This is a genomic window from Steroidobacter sp. (assembly GCF_036402275.1).
Taxonomy (GTDB): Bacteria; Pseudomonadota; Gammaproteobacteria; order Steroidobacterales; family Steroidobacteraceae; genus Steroidobacter.
In genome coordinates, this window is record NZ_DASWTF010000052.1 from 280,644 (window position 1) to 297,391 (window position 16,748).

The window sequence follows — 16,748 nt, forward strand, 5'->3', positions numbered from 1 at the left end:
AGAGGGAACGCCAGTTACGCCGATGCGTGCGCTTTGTTCCCTTGCAAAACGGTTTTAGCAACGGTTTGTGGCTTCGTTGTTATTGCAGATCGCCCCACAGTCCTTGAAGAACAGAGAGAGCAACCACCGCGGCTGTTTCGGTTCGGAGCACTCTTGGTCCCAGACGCACCGGCATGAAGCCGGCTTTTTGCGCGGCATGCAGCTCATCGTCGTCCAATCCGCCCTCGGGGCCGATCAGCAGTTCGGCCTTGCTGGGCATGCTCGCCAGGCCGACCAGGGAGGCGGGGGCGGAGGGGCTCAGGACCAGGCGCAGGCCGTCCTTGCGGACCGTTGCGAAGTATTCCCGCAGGGTCACGGGCGGGGAGACCGTGGGGATCTTGGCGCGGCCGCATTGTTCGCAGGCGCCGATGACGATGCCCTTCCAGTGATCACGTTTCTTGGCGGCCTGCTTCTCATCGAGGCGCACCACGCTGCGGGCGGTCAACACTGGCGCGATGGCGGCGACGCCCAGTTCGGTGGCTTTTTGCAGGGTCCAATCCATGCGTTCGCTGCGCGAGACGCCCTGGACCAGGGTGATTCGCAGCGGCGACTCGGCGGTGCCGGGGGTACCGTCGCCCAGCGCGACGGTGACTTTGTCGCCTTCCACGCGAGTGATTTCGGCGCGAAATTCCTGGCCACTACCGTCGAATACACTGAGCGGCGCACCCTCGCGCATACGCAGAACGCGCGCGACGTGGTAGCCGCCGGCGGCGGGCAGGGCGATCTCGGTGCGACCGACCAAAGGCCCGTCGCAAAAAATTCGATTCAGTCTCATGCTCGCCTCGTTGCGAGTGGTGCGATCCCTGGAACGTCGGCGTCAGGCCGGGGTTCTATCCAGGAGTAAGCAAACATTGTGCCTAAGACGCCAGAGCAGCAGCCGGACACGTTTACTACTCTGACCTCGATGCCCCGATGATCGTAAGACCATGTTGATCGAAGATCATTTGCCGGAATGTCAACACCAGGATAGGACCTCAAGCGGAACAGCCATGCATTCGACATCGGAAGCTCTGTCCCAGTATTTGCTCGCGGTAGCCGCAGGCGTCGACGAGCGGGGATGGATGCGCGGCGCTCGGCAGGTGCCCTCGCCGAACTTCGATGCGCGGCCGGGCGGCATCTTGCCAGAACTCATCGTCGTGCACGGCATCAGCCTGCCGCCGGATCAGTTCGGTGGTCCGTGGATCGATCGTCTGTTCACCAACACGCTGCCGCCGGACGAGCATCCGTACTTCGAGAAGATCAAGGACCTCAAAGTCTCCACGCACCTGATGATCCGTCGCGATGGCGAGTTGGTGCAGTACGTGCCTTTTCACGAGCGCGCCTGGCATGCCGGCGCGTCCAGCTATCAGGGCCGCGAGCGATGCAACGATTTTTCGGTGGGCATCGAGCTGGAAGGCGCCGATGAGATTCCCTACGAGCCGGCGCAGTATCGAATTCTGGCCGCGACCATCCTGGCGCTGTGCGAGGCGTATCCTTCGCTGTCGTTGACTCGCATCGCCGGCCACAGCGATATCGCGCCCGGCCGCAAGACCGATCCGGGGCCGGCATTCGACTGGCAGCGGCTGTATGCGCTGTTACGCGCGGCTGGCTGATTTCGACGACACAATTTCGCGCGCCATACGCGCTCGTGTAGCATCGCCGGCCGCCCGTAGGCGCTAAAGGATCCGATTCCACCATGAACCGTTCCGCCACGGTGTTGCTGACGCTGCTGGCCTTCGTGGCGTTGCTGCTGACCGTCGCGGTCTGGGCCGCCCGCCGCACACACAATGCTGCTGATCTCGCGCTCGCGAACCGTCGGCTGGGCGTGTGGTTGCTCGCGTCGAGCTGCACGGCGAATACCGTCAATGGCTGGCTGCTGATGACGCTGGCCGGCGCCGCGTTCGCGTGGGGATGGTCGGCGATCTGGATCTGGGGCGCGTTCGTCGCCGGCGCCGCGCTCAGTTTGTTCTTTATCGCGCCTCGCCTGCGCAGTACCTCGGTCGCGCAGGGCAATGCCACTTTGTTTCAATTGTTGAGCGGCGACGCGGGCGATCGTTTGCAGCCGTGGGTGGCGCGCTCGGCCATTCTGATTTTTTTCCTGTGCGTCTTGTTACAAACCTGCGCCATGCTGAGCTTCGCGGGCGGCCTGCTGGTGGACGAGTTCGGTTTCAATTTGATCAGCATGGCGCTCACGTCCGTGTCTCTGATCGCGGTGGGGGCGTTTGCTGGCGGCTTGCGTGCGTGCGCGGTCGGCGACGCCGTGCAGGTGATTGCGATTGGAATATTCGCCGCGCTGCTGCTGGTGGGAGCGACGGTGGCCATCGGCGGCAAGGAACAATTCGAAATTGCTTTCGACGCACTCGGCCCGGTCGCGACGGATTGGTTGGGCGGGCGTCACGGAGTGGTGGCGCTGGCGTTCGCCGGCGGAGTGTTCTGTATCGGCCTCGGCGCGACTGGGCAGCCGCAGCTTGCCACCCGCTTCATGGCGGCTCGGGATGAAGCGACCTTGCGCTGGGCCAGCTGGCTGGCGCTGGCGATGATCGCGTTGCTGGTCGGCATCGTGTTGTGTTGTGGCTGGGCCGCGAGCGTGCTGTACGCCGGTCTGAATCGGCCGGAGCTTGCCTTGTTTACTATCGCCGACCGGCTGCTGCCGCCATTGCTCGCGGCTTTCATCGTCGCCTGTCTGATCGCCGCCATTCTCGCCAACGTCGGCAGTCAGCTGCTGGCGCTCGCGTCCAGCCTCGGCATCGATCTGCGACGCATGAATGCGCCGTTGTCCCTTGCCTGGATTCGGGCAGCGATGGTGCTGTCGGCGGTGTTGATTGTGCTCTCAGCTTTATGGGCGCCCGCGACGGTGTTCGAGCACGCAATGTTTGGTTATGCCGCCATCGGCGCGTCCTTCGGCCCCTTGCTCCTGGTCCGCCTGTGCGGCAAACGCGTGCGGCCGGGCGCCACGGTGGCGGCCATCTGGTCCGGCTTCATTCTTTCCCTGCTGTTCCATTTACTGCCCGACTCGCCCGGCGATTTCCTGGAACGTGTCATGCCCTTTGTCGCTGCTCTCGGCATCGCCCTGACCGGCGGCGAACGCCGCCGCAATCCCGATCGCGCCGACCGCTCGCAGGAGACGGTGCACGACCGGGTGCCGATCTGAGGTGGCGCATGGCTGCGAAGAAAAAATCCAAAAAGGCCCCGAAGAAAACGCAGCCTGCACGCAAGCGAGGTCCGGTCGTCGCGCCGGAGAGCGATGCAGCCAGGATCATCGCGGCAATCAAGAAAATTCCGCGAGGCAAGGTTTGCACATATGGAAACGTCGCGGACGTGGCCGGGCTGCCGCGGCGGGCGAGGTTGGTTGGCACGGTGCTGAGACAGACGCCGGCTTCGCGCGGGCTGCCGTGGTTTCGGGTCATCAATGCCAGCGGGCGCATTTCGTTTCCACAGGGGAGCGATGCCTACGCGCGCCAGCGCAAGCACCTTGAAAATGAGGGCATCGACTTCGTGGGTGGCCGGGTGGATCTGGACCGCTACGGCTGGCCGCCCAGGGCCAAGATGCTGGACGAACTGCTCTGGGGACCGGCCTGAAAATTTCGGCGACCGCTTAACCCGATTCGAATCCGACCGCCGTTCATATCCCCGTGACGCAAGCCGCGTCGATAGGGGAGCCATCATGAACCGGGTCGTCAGTCTGGGATCGTTGCTGATTGCTGCCGCCGTTCTTGCCGCCTGCGCGGCCAAGCGGGAGGACAAGGTCGTCCAGCCGCAACCCCAGTATTCTCCTCCTCCCCCCGCGGCCGCCCCGGAGGGCACTAAAGTAGAAGAGACGATTGCCAACGTCGTCACAGAGTCCCAGCGGATGCACTCGGCGGTGCAGGATTCAGCTTCGCCTATCGTGGCTACCCACGCGGACGCCATCGGGAAGCAGGTTGTAAGGGAAGAAGCGCAGCTCAGGCGCGCCTCCGCGCCCATCGCGCCAGTCCCTCCGATGTTTGCTCCGCCCCCGCAGCCTGTCGACACCGAGCGGTATCAGCACCAGCAGGACAACGCCGTTCAACTCGCGGCCGAGCAGCCGGTGTCGACTTTCTCCATCGACGTGGATACGGGCGCATACGCGAACGTGCGTCGTTTCCTCAACGAAGGTCGCCTGCCGCCGCAGGACGCAGTGCGCGTCGAAGAGATGATCAACTACTTCGACTACGACTACGCCACTCCCGGCAATCGTGACACGCCGTTCCGTGTTTCCACCGAGCTCGCGGCCGCGCCCTGGAACTCACAAGCATTGCTGATGCGGATCGGCATCAAAGGGTTCGAGGTGCAGGCGAAGGAGCGACCGGCGGCGAACCTGGTGTTCCTGATCGACGTGTCCGGTTCGATGGACTCGCCCGATAAATTGCCGTTGCTGAAGAACGCGTTTCGCTTGCTCACCGATCAACTGACCAGCCGCGATCGCGTTTCGATGGTCGTGTACGCCGGCAGCTCGGGCGTCGTGCTCGAGCCCACGGCGGGCGATCAGAAACATAGCATCCAGGAAGCGCTGGCTCGCCTGTCCGCGGGTGGCTCGACTAACGGCGCGTCCGGCATCGAGCGCGCATACCAGTTGGCGCACGACACGTTCGTGAAGGGCGGCATCAATCGCGTCGTGCTCGCGACCGACGGCGATTTCAACGTCGGCACCGTGAACTTCGAAGCGCTGGTGGACATTGTCGAGCGCGAGCGCGCCACGGGCGTGGAGCTGACGACGCTGGGCTTCGGCACGGGCAACTACAACGAGCAGCTCATGGAGCGTCTCGCCGATGCCGGCAATGGTAACTACGCCTACATCGATACGTTGTCCGAAGCGCGCAAGGTGCTGGTGTCTCAGTTGAGCTCGACGCTGTACACGATCGCGAAGGACGTGAAGATTCAGGTCGAGTTCAACCCGTCCGAAGTGCTCGAGTATCGGCTGATCGGTTACGAGAACCGCATGCTGGCGCGCGAAGACTTCAACAACGACAAGGTCGATGCCGGTGAGATCGGCGCGGGTCATCGCGTCACCGCGTTGTATGAAGTGGTGCCCGTCGGGTCGAAGGGTCGCCTGGATCCGTTGCGCTATGGCGCGAAGCCCGACCAGGCCGCGGGGCAGGGCGAGCTCGCCAACGTCAGGTTGCGTTACAAGAAGCCGGGCTCCGACAGCAGTCAGCTGCTGGAATATCCGATCCGAAAAGATGCGGCGGTGGCGGCCGATAAGTTGTCCACCGACTTTCGTTTCGCGGCCAGTGTGGCTGCGTTCGGTCAGCTCCTGCGAGGCGGCAAGTATCTAGGTGACTTCGACTATGGCGATGTCACCAAGCTCGCTGGCGGCGCGCTGGGCGAGGATCGGGACGGATACCGTCGTGAGTTTGTCTCGCTGGTGGCGCTGGCGCGCAGCCTGACGCCGTCCAATGCGCCGGCGGGTGACAAAATGAGTCAGATTTCAGAATGAGCCATTGCTGATACTCTTAGTGCATGGATCTTTCATCGACTCCTGGCACGCAACGCGTGGTTGCCGCCGGCGAGGTTGGCGGCGCGGTCAACGCCGCGCCATCGCCGGCCGGCGCGACGGTGTCGTCCATCGGGACGGCGCCCGACGATGCGGCGCTCATGCTTCGCTATCGCAAGGGCGACGTGCGTGCGTTCGAGATACTGTACGAGCGGCACAAGGGGCCGTTGTATCGATACTTGCAGCGCCTGTGTCGCAGTCAGGACGTGGCCAATGATTTGTTTCAGGAGGTGTGGAGCAAGGTGATCGCCAGCCGCGAGCGCTACGAGGTGCGGGCCAAGTTCACGACGTTCCTGTTTCATATCGCGCACAACTGCGCGGTGGATTATTTCCGGCGCGCCGGTCGGCCGCAGGAGAAAGGCGTGCAGGATGTCGATGCGCTGGCGAACGAGCTGCCCGGGCCGAGTCATGAAAGTCCGGACGGCGCGCTCTCGGAAGCGCAGTTGCGCGCGGACTTCAAACGAGCGCTGGACGAGCTGCCGGCGGAACAACGCGACGTGTTTCTTTTGTACGAGGAGACTGGGCTGGGGCTGGAGGACATCGGGCGCGTCACGGGCGTGGCCATGGAAACAGCCAAGAGCCGCTTGCGTTATGCCTTGGGCAAGCTGCGCGGCGCGCTGCGCCAGCATCAATCTCCGACTCTGCAGTCGAGCGTGTCATGACTGAACCCACCGATAAGCCTCTGCTCGACGAGCAGCAGCTGGATGAATACCTGAAGGGGGATTCCAGTGTGTCACGGCAATATCGTCAGCTGCCGGGCGCCGGAGTGCCGGCGGAGCTCGATCGTCTCGTATTGCGCCAGGCTCAAGATGCTGTGAAGCGCGGCTCGTCACAGAGACCCGCATGGGTGCGATGGTCTGCGCCGCTGGCCGTCGCGGCGTCGGCGGTGCTGGCATTGGCGATCGTCATCGAGACGGGCGTGCGGGATGAAACAATGGTCAGCGCTCCGCAGCCGATCCAGGCGAAGCAGCAGAGCAAAGCCGAGGAAGAATTTGCGGCCGAGCCCGAAGCGCCGGCGGCTGCTTCAGCGGCTGCGCCTGCTGCGGATTCAGCGGCTGAAGCTGTCGCAGAGAATCACTTGGCCGATAGCGCGCGCGGCACTTCTCCGCAGCGTGAGCGTGCTGCCCCAGCGGCGCCGCCACCGCCGCCGAGACAGGAAGTCCAATCGCCTCAATTCATGCCTTCCGCCGAGCCGATTGAACGGATCGAAACGAAGGCCGCGAGAATCGCGGAGAGTCCGCCGCTCAGCTCGCCTGTCGCGCCTCTCGAAGTGAGTTCAGCAGACTCCATCGCCAAGTCCGCAGATGCCGCTGCACGAATGTTACAAACATCGGCCCTCCGGAAGGACGCTGCGCAAGAAGAAGAGCGTTTGGCCGCCGAGCTCCGCCGCGCGATGCCCGTCGCAGACGCGCCAGCGCCTTCGATGACGTACACAGATCCGGAGGCGTGGCTGAAAGATATTCGTCAGCTGCGCAAGGACAACAAACAGGAAGAAGCCGACCGCGAATGGCGCCGCTTCCTCGCCGCCTTTCCCAACTACGAAGTAGCCGAAGACGACACGGCCCGGGAAGCGAAGAAATAGCTACGGCGCGGCGGCGGCGATCCGCGGCAGGTAAACCTGCATCGTGGTCCCGCGACCGACCTCGCTATCGATCTTCACTCGTCCACCCGCGCGTGACACGATCTGATCGACGATCACCAATCCAAGCCCGGTGCCACGGTCGCCCTTGGTCGTGAAGAACGGTTTGAACGCATTCAACCTGGTCGTCTCATCCATGCCAGCGCCCGTGTCGCGAACATAGATCGCGACGTAGGTCGCGCGCTCATCGTCTTCATCGCCGATGACCGCGTCTTCATAGTCGATGTCGAGCTCACCGCCGTTCGGCATGGCGTCTCGCGCATTCAACACCAGATTGAGCATCATGCGTTCGAACTGCGACGCGTCCATGAATACGCGGCTCACTGGTCCTGAGCCGCGCACGCGCAGCCGAATGCTCGATCCCAGCAGCACACGAAACATGTGAGAGCATTTCGACAGCGCGGCGCTGATATCCAGCACGCGTGGCGAGATCGGATCGTCCTTGCCGAAGCTCATGATCTCCTGCGTGAGCGTCTGCCCTCGCTGTAGGGCGTCGATGACGCGCTGAGCGTAGTGATCCGCCTGAGGCGCGAGATTCGGCACGCGACGAATCAACTCGGTGAAGCCAAGCGCGATGCTCACGATGCCGCGAAAGTCGTGCGCCACGCCCGCTGCCATGCGCCCGAGCGCCTCCATGCGATGCAGTTCCATCAAGTGGCGCTGATAGCTTTCCACCGCCGTCTCGGCGTGGCGATGCTCGTATTCCTCGTACACACGCGTGATGGTATCGGCGACGGCCGCGGCGAAATCGCTCTCGGCTTCGGTCCACACGCGCGGCGCGCCGATGTGTTCGTGACAGACGACGCCTGCGACTTTGCCGCCAAGGTAGATGGGAGCGTCCAGCAGCGAGGTGATGCCGAGCGGCTCCAAATAGGGCTCGCGCAATTGGGCGGTCGTGCTCGCGCTTGGCGCATCGTCCGCCGCGATGGTGCGATGTTGCTCCAGCGCTTGGAAATAACTTGGAAAATCCTGTGCCCGCAACACCGCGCCCTGGAACACCTGGTGGTTGGAGAATTGCAGGAGATACCGGCAGCGCAGGGCGCGGTTTTCATCCACCAGGATCCATACGCCGACGCGCTCGACATTCAAGGTGCTAGCCGCGATCTCCGCCAGTTGCAGCCACAAGTCGCGCAGCCGCGACTCTGGGCTGGCGTGCAGCCTGGCCAGCTGCATGCGCGCCGCTTCGAACGAAGCCGGGCTTCCGCTGCCTACCTCCTGCCGAGATTCTGCACTCATGCTGCCTCTGGTCGCCCCGCGCCCGATCGTCCGCCGTGCGAAGGCTGATCGACTCTACCCTTGGACGGTCGGACATCCAATACGTTCAGCGGGACGGATTTCCTCCAGCGTCGAACGGTCACAGCGATGCGGTAGAATCCCCGGCTGGCGTGCCCAGGGCGTTGCCCCTTTCCGAAAGATGGCCTGACTGGCAGAGATGCATTGATGGAAAAAACAATCGAAAAGTTGTTGTTCGCCAGCCGCTGGATCCTGGCGCCGATCTACCTGGGGATGTCGCTGGCGCTGGTCGCGCTCGGCATCAAGTTCTTCATGGAGCTCTACCACCTGCTGACCCATGTGGTCAGCATGGGCGAGGCGGACCTGGTGCTGATGCTGCTGGCCATGGTCGACATGGTGCTGGTCGGCACCCTGATCATCATGGTGATGTTCTCGGGTTACGAGAATTTTGTCTCCGCGCTGGATGTGGACGAGGGCGCCGAGAAGCTGAGCTGGTTGGGCAAGCTCGACGCCAACTCGCTCAAGCTCAAGGTGGCCTCGTCCATCGTCGCGATCTCATCCATTCATTTGCTGCGCGCCTTCATGGAAACGAAGGCAACCGTCGCGAACGTCGACGGGCAACAGGGCGGCGAGCCCACGCTGATGTGGTACGTCATCATCCATCTCACCTTCGTGGTGTCTGCGGTGATGATGGGGGTGCTCGATCGAATGACCGCCAAATCTCACGGCACCCACAACCACGAGGGCGAGGTGTGACCCCTCACGCGGCCGTGTGCTGTTCCGGCTGCTCTCCGTCCGGGAAGAACTGCATCGAGGCGGAGTTGAGGCAATAACGCTGATGCGTCGGCGGCGGGCCGTCCGGGAACACGTGGCCCAGGTGGCCGTCGCAGCGCCGGCAGCGGATCTCGGTGCGAATCATGCCGTGGCTGGTGTCGCGCAGCTCGGTGATGTGCTCGGGATCGAAGGGCTGATAAAAGCTCGGCCAGCCGGTGCCGGATTCGAACTTGGCATTCGCCTGGAACAGCGGCAGCCCGCACAGGCGACACGCGTAAATCCCTGACTGCTTGTTGTTCAGCAAGGTCCCGCAGAAGGGGCGCTCCGTGCCGTGGTCGAGAATGACGTAGCGCTCTTCGGGGGTCAGCGAACCCGCGAACTTTTCCCGCTCGGCGCCCCGCAGGGGACGCAAGTCATAGCCGCTGGCGGAGGTGGTGACCTGATCGGTGCGCTTTTGCATGGCGAGTCCTCGGGGCTGGTTTCGCAGAATTGGCGGCGATGTCGGCTAAGTCAAGGTTGGCGGCCCGGCGGGCAGGGTGTCCAGCTGGACGATCGAATGGAACGCATGCCCCGCCGCGGGGGTTTTATGCCGACCGCATCCATTATCATTGACCCCATGAGCACCGACCCGTTCACTGCTGGCGCCGCCGCGGTGCCGCTGCCCAATTGCTATTGGGTGCGGCCGGGGCAGCTGTTGGCCGGTGAATATCCGGGGTCGATGTCGCGGGCGGAGGCTACCGAGCGCGTTCAGAAGCTGCTGCACGCGGGCATCAACAGCTTCATCGATCTCACCGAGGAAGGCGAGCTGCCGGCCTACGATGCGCTGCTGGCGGAGCTCAGCGAGCAGCACATCCGTTACCGCCGCTTGCCCATCATCGACCACGGCTTGCCGGACACGCCTGCGCATATGGCTCGCATCCTGGATTTGATCGACAGTGAGCTGGCCGCCGGACGTCGTGTGTACGTCCACTGTCATGCGGGCATCGGTCGCACCGGGACCACGATTGGCTGCCACCTGATCCGCAGCGGCCTCGCCAGCGAAGAGGCCATCGATCGTCTGCAGGAACTGTGGCAGCAGTGCGGGCGCGCGAAGCGGTGGCCGACCATTCCCGAGACCGACGAGCAGCTCGAGTTCGTGCGGTTGTGGAGCGAAAGGGTGGTGTCCGGGAGTGTCTCGGATCTGCTGGCGCGCTACGAAGCGAGCCTGATCGGGCTGGCGATTGGCGACGCCATCGGCAGCATGGTGTCGAACAGTCACTTCGATGCGGCGACGCTGGTTGCCGGTGGCAGAGTGCGAGACTCGGGCACTCTGGCGACGGGCGCGAGCACCGCGATGACGCGAGCTTTGGCCGAGAGCTTGATTGCCAAGGGCGGCAACGATTCCGACGATCAAATGCAGCGTTACCTCGCCTGGACCCAAAGTGTCGGCAATATCGGCGTGCCGCAGGAAGTGCGGCGGGCGTTGGCGGGCTGGCAGTGGTCCAGAAAAAAGCTCGCGGGCACCCACGATCCCGCCAACCTCGATCCACATTCATTGCCACGCACGCTCGCGGTCGCGATGTTTCTTCGTAACGACCCGCAGGCGGCCATCGAAGGCGCGGTGGAAGCATCGCGGACGACGCAGCAGTCGCCCGTGGTGCTGGATCTGTGCCGGGTCTGGGCGGCGCTGTTCGTCGATGCGTTCGCCGGCGTGAGCAAACAAACATTGCTGAGCTTCGACGGCCCGGCCATGCAGTTGGTCCGTCAGCGCCAGCTCAAAGCGCCGGTCAAACAACTGTTCCGTGGGCGTGCCAATCAGCCGTGCGCCGATGCCAACGACGCGGTGTCGGTCACCTGCGTGGCGTTGGATGGTTTCGCGTCGGGCAAGACGTTGCACGATGTTTTGATTCGCGTCCTGACTTCGTCGCGTGCGGCGCCCGCGGCGGCTGCGCTGAGTGGCGCGCTATGCGGGGCGTGTCACGGCAGTGTCGCGATCCCGCCCGAATTACAACGCCAACTGGCGGACGAACCGGTCTTACGCTCACTGGCGCGCCATTTGATGCCTGCCTGATCCATCCAGATGGCGACTCAGTCCAAGCTCACGAAGGCCAAGCCCAAGAAGGCCAGGCGTTCCCGGTCGCGCGAACCCTCCTGGGTGCATCTCTCCGACGAAGAGTTGTTGCAGAAACGTTTCTGCGATCTGCGCCTGACCCTGCGGCACACGGTGATCGATCAGCACATCCGCCGCATCCGCCGCGACCTCACTCGCCGGGGCATTCGTTTCGCGCCGCACGTGTGGTTGTCGGAGGAATGGTTCTCTCCCGACGGCGTTCCGGGCATTGCCATCGCGTTCTATATGGCGCATCCGCGGCTGATGCGTCTCGAACGCCGCATGATGGATGAAGTGGAAGGCGGCAACGCCAGCTGGCTGACCCGCATCATGCGTCACGAATTCGCGCATGCGCTGGACAACGCTTTTCGCCTTCGCCGCCGCAAGGAATGGCGCGAGACTTTCGGCGATCCCGACCGCCCTTATCCGAATGTCTATCGGCCGCGGCCCGCCAGCCGTGACTTCGTGCTCCACCTGGGCCACTGGTATGCGCAAAGCCATCCAACGGAAGACTTCGCCGAGACTTTCGCGGTGTGGATGCAGCCGAAAGCGCGCTGGCGGCGCGATTATCAGGGCTGGCCGGCGCTCAACAAGCTCGAATACGTCGATCGTCTGATGAGCGAGCTGTCCGGCGTGTTGCCGCACGTGATGAACCGCTCGCTGATCGAGCCGGTGAGTGAAAACGAAACCACGCTGGCCGAGCACTATCGTCGCAAGCGCGCCCGCTACGAGTTCGACACGCCCGAAGCGTATGACTTGCGGCTCAAGCGGGTCTTCGGCAAACATCGCAAGGGGCGCAGGCGGATGCGCGCGAGCACGTTCGTGCGCCAGGTCCGGCCTGAAATGGAACGTTGGTTGATGCGGCGCTCGCGGTTGTACCCTTATCTCGTGCATCATGTGCTGCGAACGGTGATCCAGCGCTGCCGCGAATTGAATCTGGTGCTGGATACATCCAAGCACGAAGCCAAGCGCGCATTGCTGGGCGTACTGGAGCGAATCTTGATCGACATCCTGCGGCGCGACCGCGAACGTTACACACTGTGAGACCCGCATGAGGCGAGCCGCCGTATGAAGCCGTCGCGAGTCCTGGTGCTGATGCATGAGAGTCTCGTGCCGCCGGCCAGCCTCAAGGGTCTCAGTGACAAGGAAATCGACGAATTCAGGACGGAATACGATGTGACCGCGACGCTGGAGAAAGCCGGTCACGAGGTCAAAGCGCTCGGGCTGGGGGACAATCTTTCCGAGCTGCGCTCGGTCATCACCGACTGGAAGCCCGATGTGGCTTTCAATCTGCTCGAAGAATTCCAAGGCATCGTGACGTACGACCAGTACGTGGTCGCGTTCCTGGAGCTGATGAAGCTGCCGTACACCGGCTGCAATCCGCGCGGCATGATGATCTCGCGCGACAAAGCGCTATCTAAGCAGATTCTTTCCTATCACCGCATTCCGACGCCGGGCTTCGCGGTGATCCGCAAGGGCCAGCGGTACCGGCTGCCTCGCAAGCTCAAGTTCCCGCTGTTCGTGAAGTCGGTGACCGAGGACGCGTCGCTCGGCATCTCACAAGCATCGGTGGTTCCGGACTCGGATCGTTTGAAGGAGCGCATCCAGTTCATTCACGAGCAGACCAACTCCGACGCGCTGATCGAGGAATACATCGAAGGCCGCGAGTTGTATGTCGGCGTGCTGGGCAACGAACGCCTGCGCACCTTACCGGTGTGGGAAATGGACTTTGGCACGTTGCCGGGCGGGGTCATGTCCGGCATCGCGACCCGCAAAGTGAAGTGGGATCGCCGCTACCAGATGAAACACGGCATCCGTACCGGCGCCGCGCAGAACTTGCCGGAGGGCTGCGCGGCTTATCTGGATAAGTTGTCCAAGCGCATTTTCCGCTCGCTGTATCTGAGCGGCTATGCGCGCATGGACTTTCGCATGCGTCCGGACGGTAGCGTGTTCGTGCTGGAAGCCAACTGCAATCCGAACATCAGCCGCGAGGAAGATTTCGCCGACTCGGCGCTCGCCGCCGGCATCGAATATCCGGCGTTGCTCGAGCAGATCATCCGAGTCGGCAACAACTATCAGGCGGCGTGGCGCGCAGACGAGGAGTGATTACTCTCCGCTACCGGTCCACTGGCCCAGCCACTGCTCCACTTCCCGATGCCAGCGGACGCTGTTGTTGGGCTTGAGCACCCAGTGGTTCTCGTCCGGGAACATGAGCAGCCGGCTCGGAATGCCGCGGCGTTGCAGGGCCGTGAAGGTCGAAAGGCCTTGCGTGTAGGGCACGCGATAATCGAGCGTGCCGTGGATCACCAGCATCGGCTTGCTCCACTTCGCGACGTGATTCACCGGGTTGTGCTTCTCGACGTTCTCCGGCACTTCGTAGGCCGGCCCGCCTTGTTCCCATTCCGAGAACCACAGCTCTTCGGTGGAGTAGGCCATGGCGCGGGTGTCGAAAATGCCGTCGTGATTCACCAGGCACTTGAACGGCTCGGCCCAGTTGCCGGCGATCCAGTTGATCATATAGCCGCCATAGGACGCGCCGAGCGCGCACATGCGTCCGCCGTCCAGCCAGGGATAGCGCTGTAGCGCCACTTCCAACCCCTTCTGCAGATCCTCGAGCGGCTTGCCGCCCCAGTCCTGGCTGATGGAGTCGGTGAAGGCCTGCCCGTATCCGGTCGAGCCGTGGAAGTCGATGAACACCGAGGCGTACCCCGCACCGGCATACGTCTGCGGATTCCAGCGATAGCTCCAGGAGTTGCCGAAAGATCCCTGCGGGCCGCCATGAATGATGAACGCGACCGGATATTTCGCGCCCGCTTTGAACGCGGCCGGCTTCATCACATAGCCGTACACCGTCGCGCCTTCGGCGCCGACGAACGTGAACTGCTCGGGCTCGCCGAATTTGATTTCGGCCAGCGCGGCTTCGTTCATGCGAGGCAGCGCTCGCAGATCGCCGCCCTTGATCGTGAGCGCCTGCAACTCGGCCGGCGATTTCAGCGACGAGGTCGCCATCACGATTTCTTTCTCGCCGATGCTGAAGGCTTCGATCCGGCCCGGGCCGGTGAGCATGGTGGGCTTGCCGGTCTTCAGATCGACCGACCACAGCGGATGCTGGCCGAAATGATCGGTGGTCGCGTACAGCGTGCGGCCGTCGTTCGAGAACGCCATGTTATCGACCGAGCGATCCCACTCTTTGGTGAGCGCGCCCCGCTGGCCGGTCTTGGTGTCCAGCACGACGATATGGAAACGGTCGGCCTCGAAACCGGCGCGCTCCATGGAGCGCCAGGCGAGCTGACTGCCGTCGCGCGAGAACACCGGCTGAGTATCCCAAGCCGGATTGTCTTCGGTCAGATTGCGCAGACCGCTGCCGTCGACCGCGACTTCATACAAATCGAAGTTGGTCGACCAGGGCTCCGACTTGCCCTTGATGCGGGCCGAGAACACCAGCTTCGTGCCGTCCGGCGAGAACGTATATTCAGTGGCGTCGCCGAACGGCTTGGACGGCACGTCGGCGTCGAGCGCTTTGCTCACGGACACGGGCTCGACCGCGCTGCCGTTGCTCAACTTGAGCGTGAACAGCTGCGAGATACGGCCGTCGCTCCACGTATCCCAATGTCGCGCAAAAATGCGGTCGTAGGTTTGACCGCTGTTCCTCGCGCCCTTGGTTTGCGCGAGCCGGGTGACGGTGCAGGGCAGGTCGGCGCAGTCAGGAAACACTTCCAACGTGACAGCGAGGCGGCCCGCGTTGCTGGCGACAAGGAATGAACCCACATCGAGCGGCAGATCGGTGACCTGCTGCGCTTCGCCGCCATTCGCCGGCAAGCGCCACACCTGGCTGGAGCCGCTGCGGGTGGAAAGGAAATAAATCTCGCGTCCGTCACTCGACCATTCCGGCGAGCTGTCGTTGGCCGAGTGAGTCGTCAGGCGACGCGGCTGCGCGCCTTTGGTCGCCAGGTCGAGCGCCCACAGATCGGTGCGGCCGCGATTGGCGGCCATGTCGGTCTCGCGCACGCTGTAGATCACCGTGCGCCCATCGGGCGAGAGGGCAGGATCGGACACGCGTTGCAGGCGGACCAGGTCTTCCGCGGTAAAGGGACGGGAGCCCTGTTGTTGGGGTGTCTGAGCCACGGCTGCTGCCAGCGGCAGCGACAAACACGCGGACAGCAGACAAGTGGCGGGGAGGAACTGCAGACGCATCACGGGCACGGCTCCGACTGTTTCAGCGGGGAGGGCGAAAGGCCGAAGTATAGCCGTTGGGCCGCGGGCTACTTCTTTTCGTGAATGACGGCGAAGGCGCTGGTGTAGCTGTGCAGGAAGGTGGAGTTTTGGATCGGGCCGAACTCGCCGTCGCAAAAGAAGCCGCCGATGGGTAGATCCGCCACCAGCCGTCGGAACGCGTTGCTGTCGTGGTCCGCCTGACCGTACAGACCGATGCCGCGGCCATGGCAGGAGAACAGCAGGGCTCCGGAATCCGGCGGCACCAGGTTCGACGCCTTGTAGGTGGTCAGCGTGCGCTCCAGGTCGAGCGCCGAGGTGGCGGCGTCGCGCAGATGAAACTGCACCACGCTGTTGGAGGGCACGTTGGCGCTGACCCAAAGCGCTCCGCTTTGGGGATCCATGCCCAGGATGCCGCGAATCAGAAAGTCGCCGTGGCTGAACTCGCTCGCATCGGGCCGCATGGCCATGCCCAGATGCAATGATTGACTGAACAACTCCCGATCCGGCGCTGGCAGCCGCTCGAACAGCTCCGACAATACGTCGCGCGGCGAGCGGCCATCGAGCTCGCGCACCAGATTCTCGTGCGCGGACGTGACGAACATCGGATCGCCGATGGGGCGGCAGCCTTGCGCGACCACCATGTCGATGTCGATGTTACCGGTAAGGGCCAGAGCGACGCAGCCCGAGTGATACGCCTGGTTGCCCAGATAGAGCACGCTGCCGCCCACTTGCCGCGCGCCGCTGGCCAGCCCGCCGATTTTCGGCGCCATCGGATAGATCCGGTCCAGGCCTTTGATGAAGGTCTCGGCTTCGAAGCTGAAAGGATCGGCCAGTAGCAGAAACGACGGTTGCTGGCTCGAGCAGACGCGCATGGCGTCTTCCCATGCGCGAGCTTCCGCGTAGACCGGCGGCACTTGAGCGGCGTCGAGATGCGTGCCCTTCAAGCGCACGCCCGGCAACACCGCGCCAGTCAAGGAAAAAGCCGGGCGATCCTCGATCTCGCGACCGCCGCCGATGACGCCGCCGCCACAGCAGCCGAATATGAAGACGTTCTCGAACTCTCGCTGTAACAGTGCCGGCACGGCGTCGAAGTGCGCCGAGTGCTCGGCGCTGACGAACACGATCGCGAGGTCAGGCTCCTGCCTGCCCAGGCCGAGGTACACCGTCTCAGCGGCATGCTCCACGGCGGCCCGCAACGAATTATCGGTGTCGACGGCGGATGCCCAGCGCATAGCCTTCCTGCGTGAATGCGAGTCGAGCGGTCGATT

The 16,748-nt window shown here is 63.5% G+C and carries 15 protein-coding genes; 10 read left to right on the plus strand and 5 right to left on the minus strand.

Annotation, left to right across the window (positions count from 1 at the left end; all coding sequences use genetic code 11):
- Nucleotides 1–79 precede the first annotated feature (79 nt).
- Nucleotides 80–814: a 16S rRNA (uracil(1498)-N(3))-methyltransferase gene (locus tag VGD45_RS31675; protein ID WP_331159416.1), complete on the minus strand. Its 735-nt coding sequence runs from the start codon at nt 812–814 to the stop codon at nt 80–82.
- A 214-nt stretch (nt 815–1,028) separates the two neighbouring features.
- Here VGD45_RS31675 and ampD point away from each other — a divergent pair, with 214 nt between their 5' ends.
- From ampD to VGD45_RS31705, 6 genes are all read left to right on the plus strand, one after another.
- Entirely contained in the window at nt 1,029–1,631 is a 603-nt protein-coding gene (gene ampD, locus VGD45_RS31680; RefSeq protein WP_331159417.1) for a 1,6-anhydro-N-acetylmuramyl-L-alanine amidase AmpD, read from the plus strand.
- A gap of 83 nt (nt 1,632–1,714) precedes the next feature.
- Nucleotides 1,715–3,169 carry a sodium:solute symporter family transporter gene (locus VGD45_RS31685; RefSeq protein ID WP_331159418.1) on the plus strand — a complete coding sequence of 485 codons (1,455 nt, stop codon included), beginning with the start codon at nt 1,715–1,717 and terminating at the stop codon, nt 3,167–3,169.
- An 8-nt stretch (nt 3,170–3,177) separates the two neighbouring features.
- Nucleotides 3,178–3,597 carry an MGMT family protein gene (locus VGD45_RS31690; protein ID WP_331159419.1) on the plus strand — a complete coding sequence of 140 codons (420 nt, stop codon included), beginning with the start codon at nt 3,178–3,180 and terminating at the stop codon, nt 3,595–3,597.
- 85 nt (nt 3,598–3,682) lie between these two features.
- Nucleotides 3,683–5,473, plus strand: coding sequence for a VWA domain-containing protein (locus VGD45_RS31695; RefSeq protein ID WP_331159420.1), 1,791 nt, complete (start codon nt 3,683–3,685; stop codon nt 5,471–5,473).
- Between the two features lie 23 nt (nt 5,474–5,496).
- Nucleotides 5,497–6,192: an RNA polymerase sigma factor gene (locus tag VGD45_RS31700; protein ID WP_331159421.1), complete on the plus strand. Its 696-nt coding sequence runs from the start codon at nt 5,497–5,499 to the stop codon at nt 6,190–6,192.
- Nucleotides 6,189–7,112, plus strand: coding sequence for a hypothetical protein (locus tag VGD45_RS31705; RefSeq protein WP_331159422.1), 924 nt, complete (start codon nt 6,189–6,191; stop codon nt 7,110–7,112). Before VGD45_RS31700 ends, VGD45_RS31705 begins: the two co-directional genes overlap by 4 nt.
- On the opposite strand, the gene VGD45_RS31710 is transcribed toward VGD45_RS31705, so the two are convergent.
- Complete coding sequence (locus VGD45_RS31710; protein WP_331159423.1) at nt 7,113–8,405, minus strand: sensor histidine kinase; 1,293 nt, start codon at nt 8,403–8,405, stop codon at nt 7,113–7,115. It abuts the gene before it with no gap.
- Between the two features lie 204 nt (nt 8,406–8,609).
- Here VGD45_RS31710 and VGD45_RS31715 point away from each other — a divergent pair, with 204 nt between their 5' ends.
- Entirely contained in the window at nt 8,610–9,158 is a 549-nt protein-coding gene (locus tag VGD45_RS31715) for a TIGR00645 family protein (protein ID WP_331159424.1), read from the plus strand.
- A 4-nt stretch (nt 9,159–9,162) separates the two neighbouring features.
- On the opposite strand, the gene msrB is transcribed toward VGD45_RS31715, so the two are convergent.
- On the minus strand, nt 9,163–9,636 hold the full coding sequence (msrB, locus tag VGD45_RS31720; protein WP_331159425.1) for a peptide-methionine (R)-S-oxide reductase MsrB: 474 nt from the start codon (nt 9,634–9,636) through the stop codon (nt 9,163–9,165).
- 156 nt (nt 9,637–9,792) lie between these two features.
- Here msrB and VGD45_RS31725 point away from each other — a divergent pair, with 156 nt between their 5' ends.
- From VGD45_RS31725 to VGD45_RS31735, 3 genes are read left to right on the plus strand one after another with little or no spacing between them, the layout of a single operon-like run.
- Complete coding sequence (locus tag VGD45_RS31725; protein ID WP_331159426.1) at nt 9,793–11,226, plus strand: ADP-ribosylglycohydrolase family protein; 1,434 nt, start codon at nt 9,793–9,795, stop codon at nt 11,224–11,226.
- 9 nt (nt 11,227–11,235) lie between these two features.
- Complete coding sequence (locus VGD45_RS31730; protein ID WP_331159427.1) at nt 11,236–12,309, plus strand: putative zinc-binding metallopeptidase; 1,074 nt, start codon at nt 11,236–11,238, stop codon at nt 12,307–12,309.
- 24 nt (nt 12,310–12,333) lie between these two features.
- On the plus strand, nt 12,334–13,371 hold the full coding sequence (locus VGD45_RS31735; RefSeq protein WP_331159428.1) for a hypothetical protein: 1,038 nt from the start codon (nt 12,334–12,336) through the stop codon (nt 13,369–13,371).
- Here the strand turns inward: VGD45_RS31735 and VGD45_RS31740 are convergent, their stop codons facing one another.
- Both VGD45_RS31740 and VGD45_RS31745 read right to left on the minus strand, forming a co-directional pair.
- Complete coding sequence (locus tag VGD45_RS31740) at nt 13,372–15,459, minus strand: S9 family peptidase (protein WP_331159450.1); 2,088 nt, start codon at nt 15,457–15,459, stop codon at nt 13,372–13,374.
- Nucleotides 15,460–15,527: 68 nt separating this feature from the next.
- Nucleotides 15,528–16,712, minus strand: a complete 1,185-nt coding sequence (locus VGD45_RS31745; protein ID WP_331159429.1) for an FIST signal transduction protein — start codon at nt 16,710–16,712, stop codon at nt 15,528–15,530.
- Nucleotides 16,713–16,748: the final 36 nt, after the last annotated feature.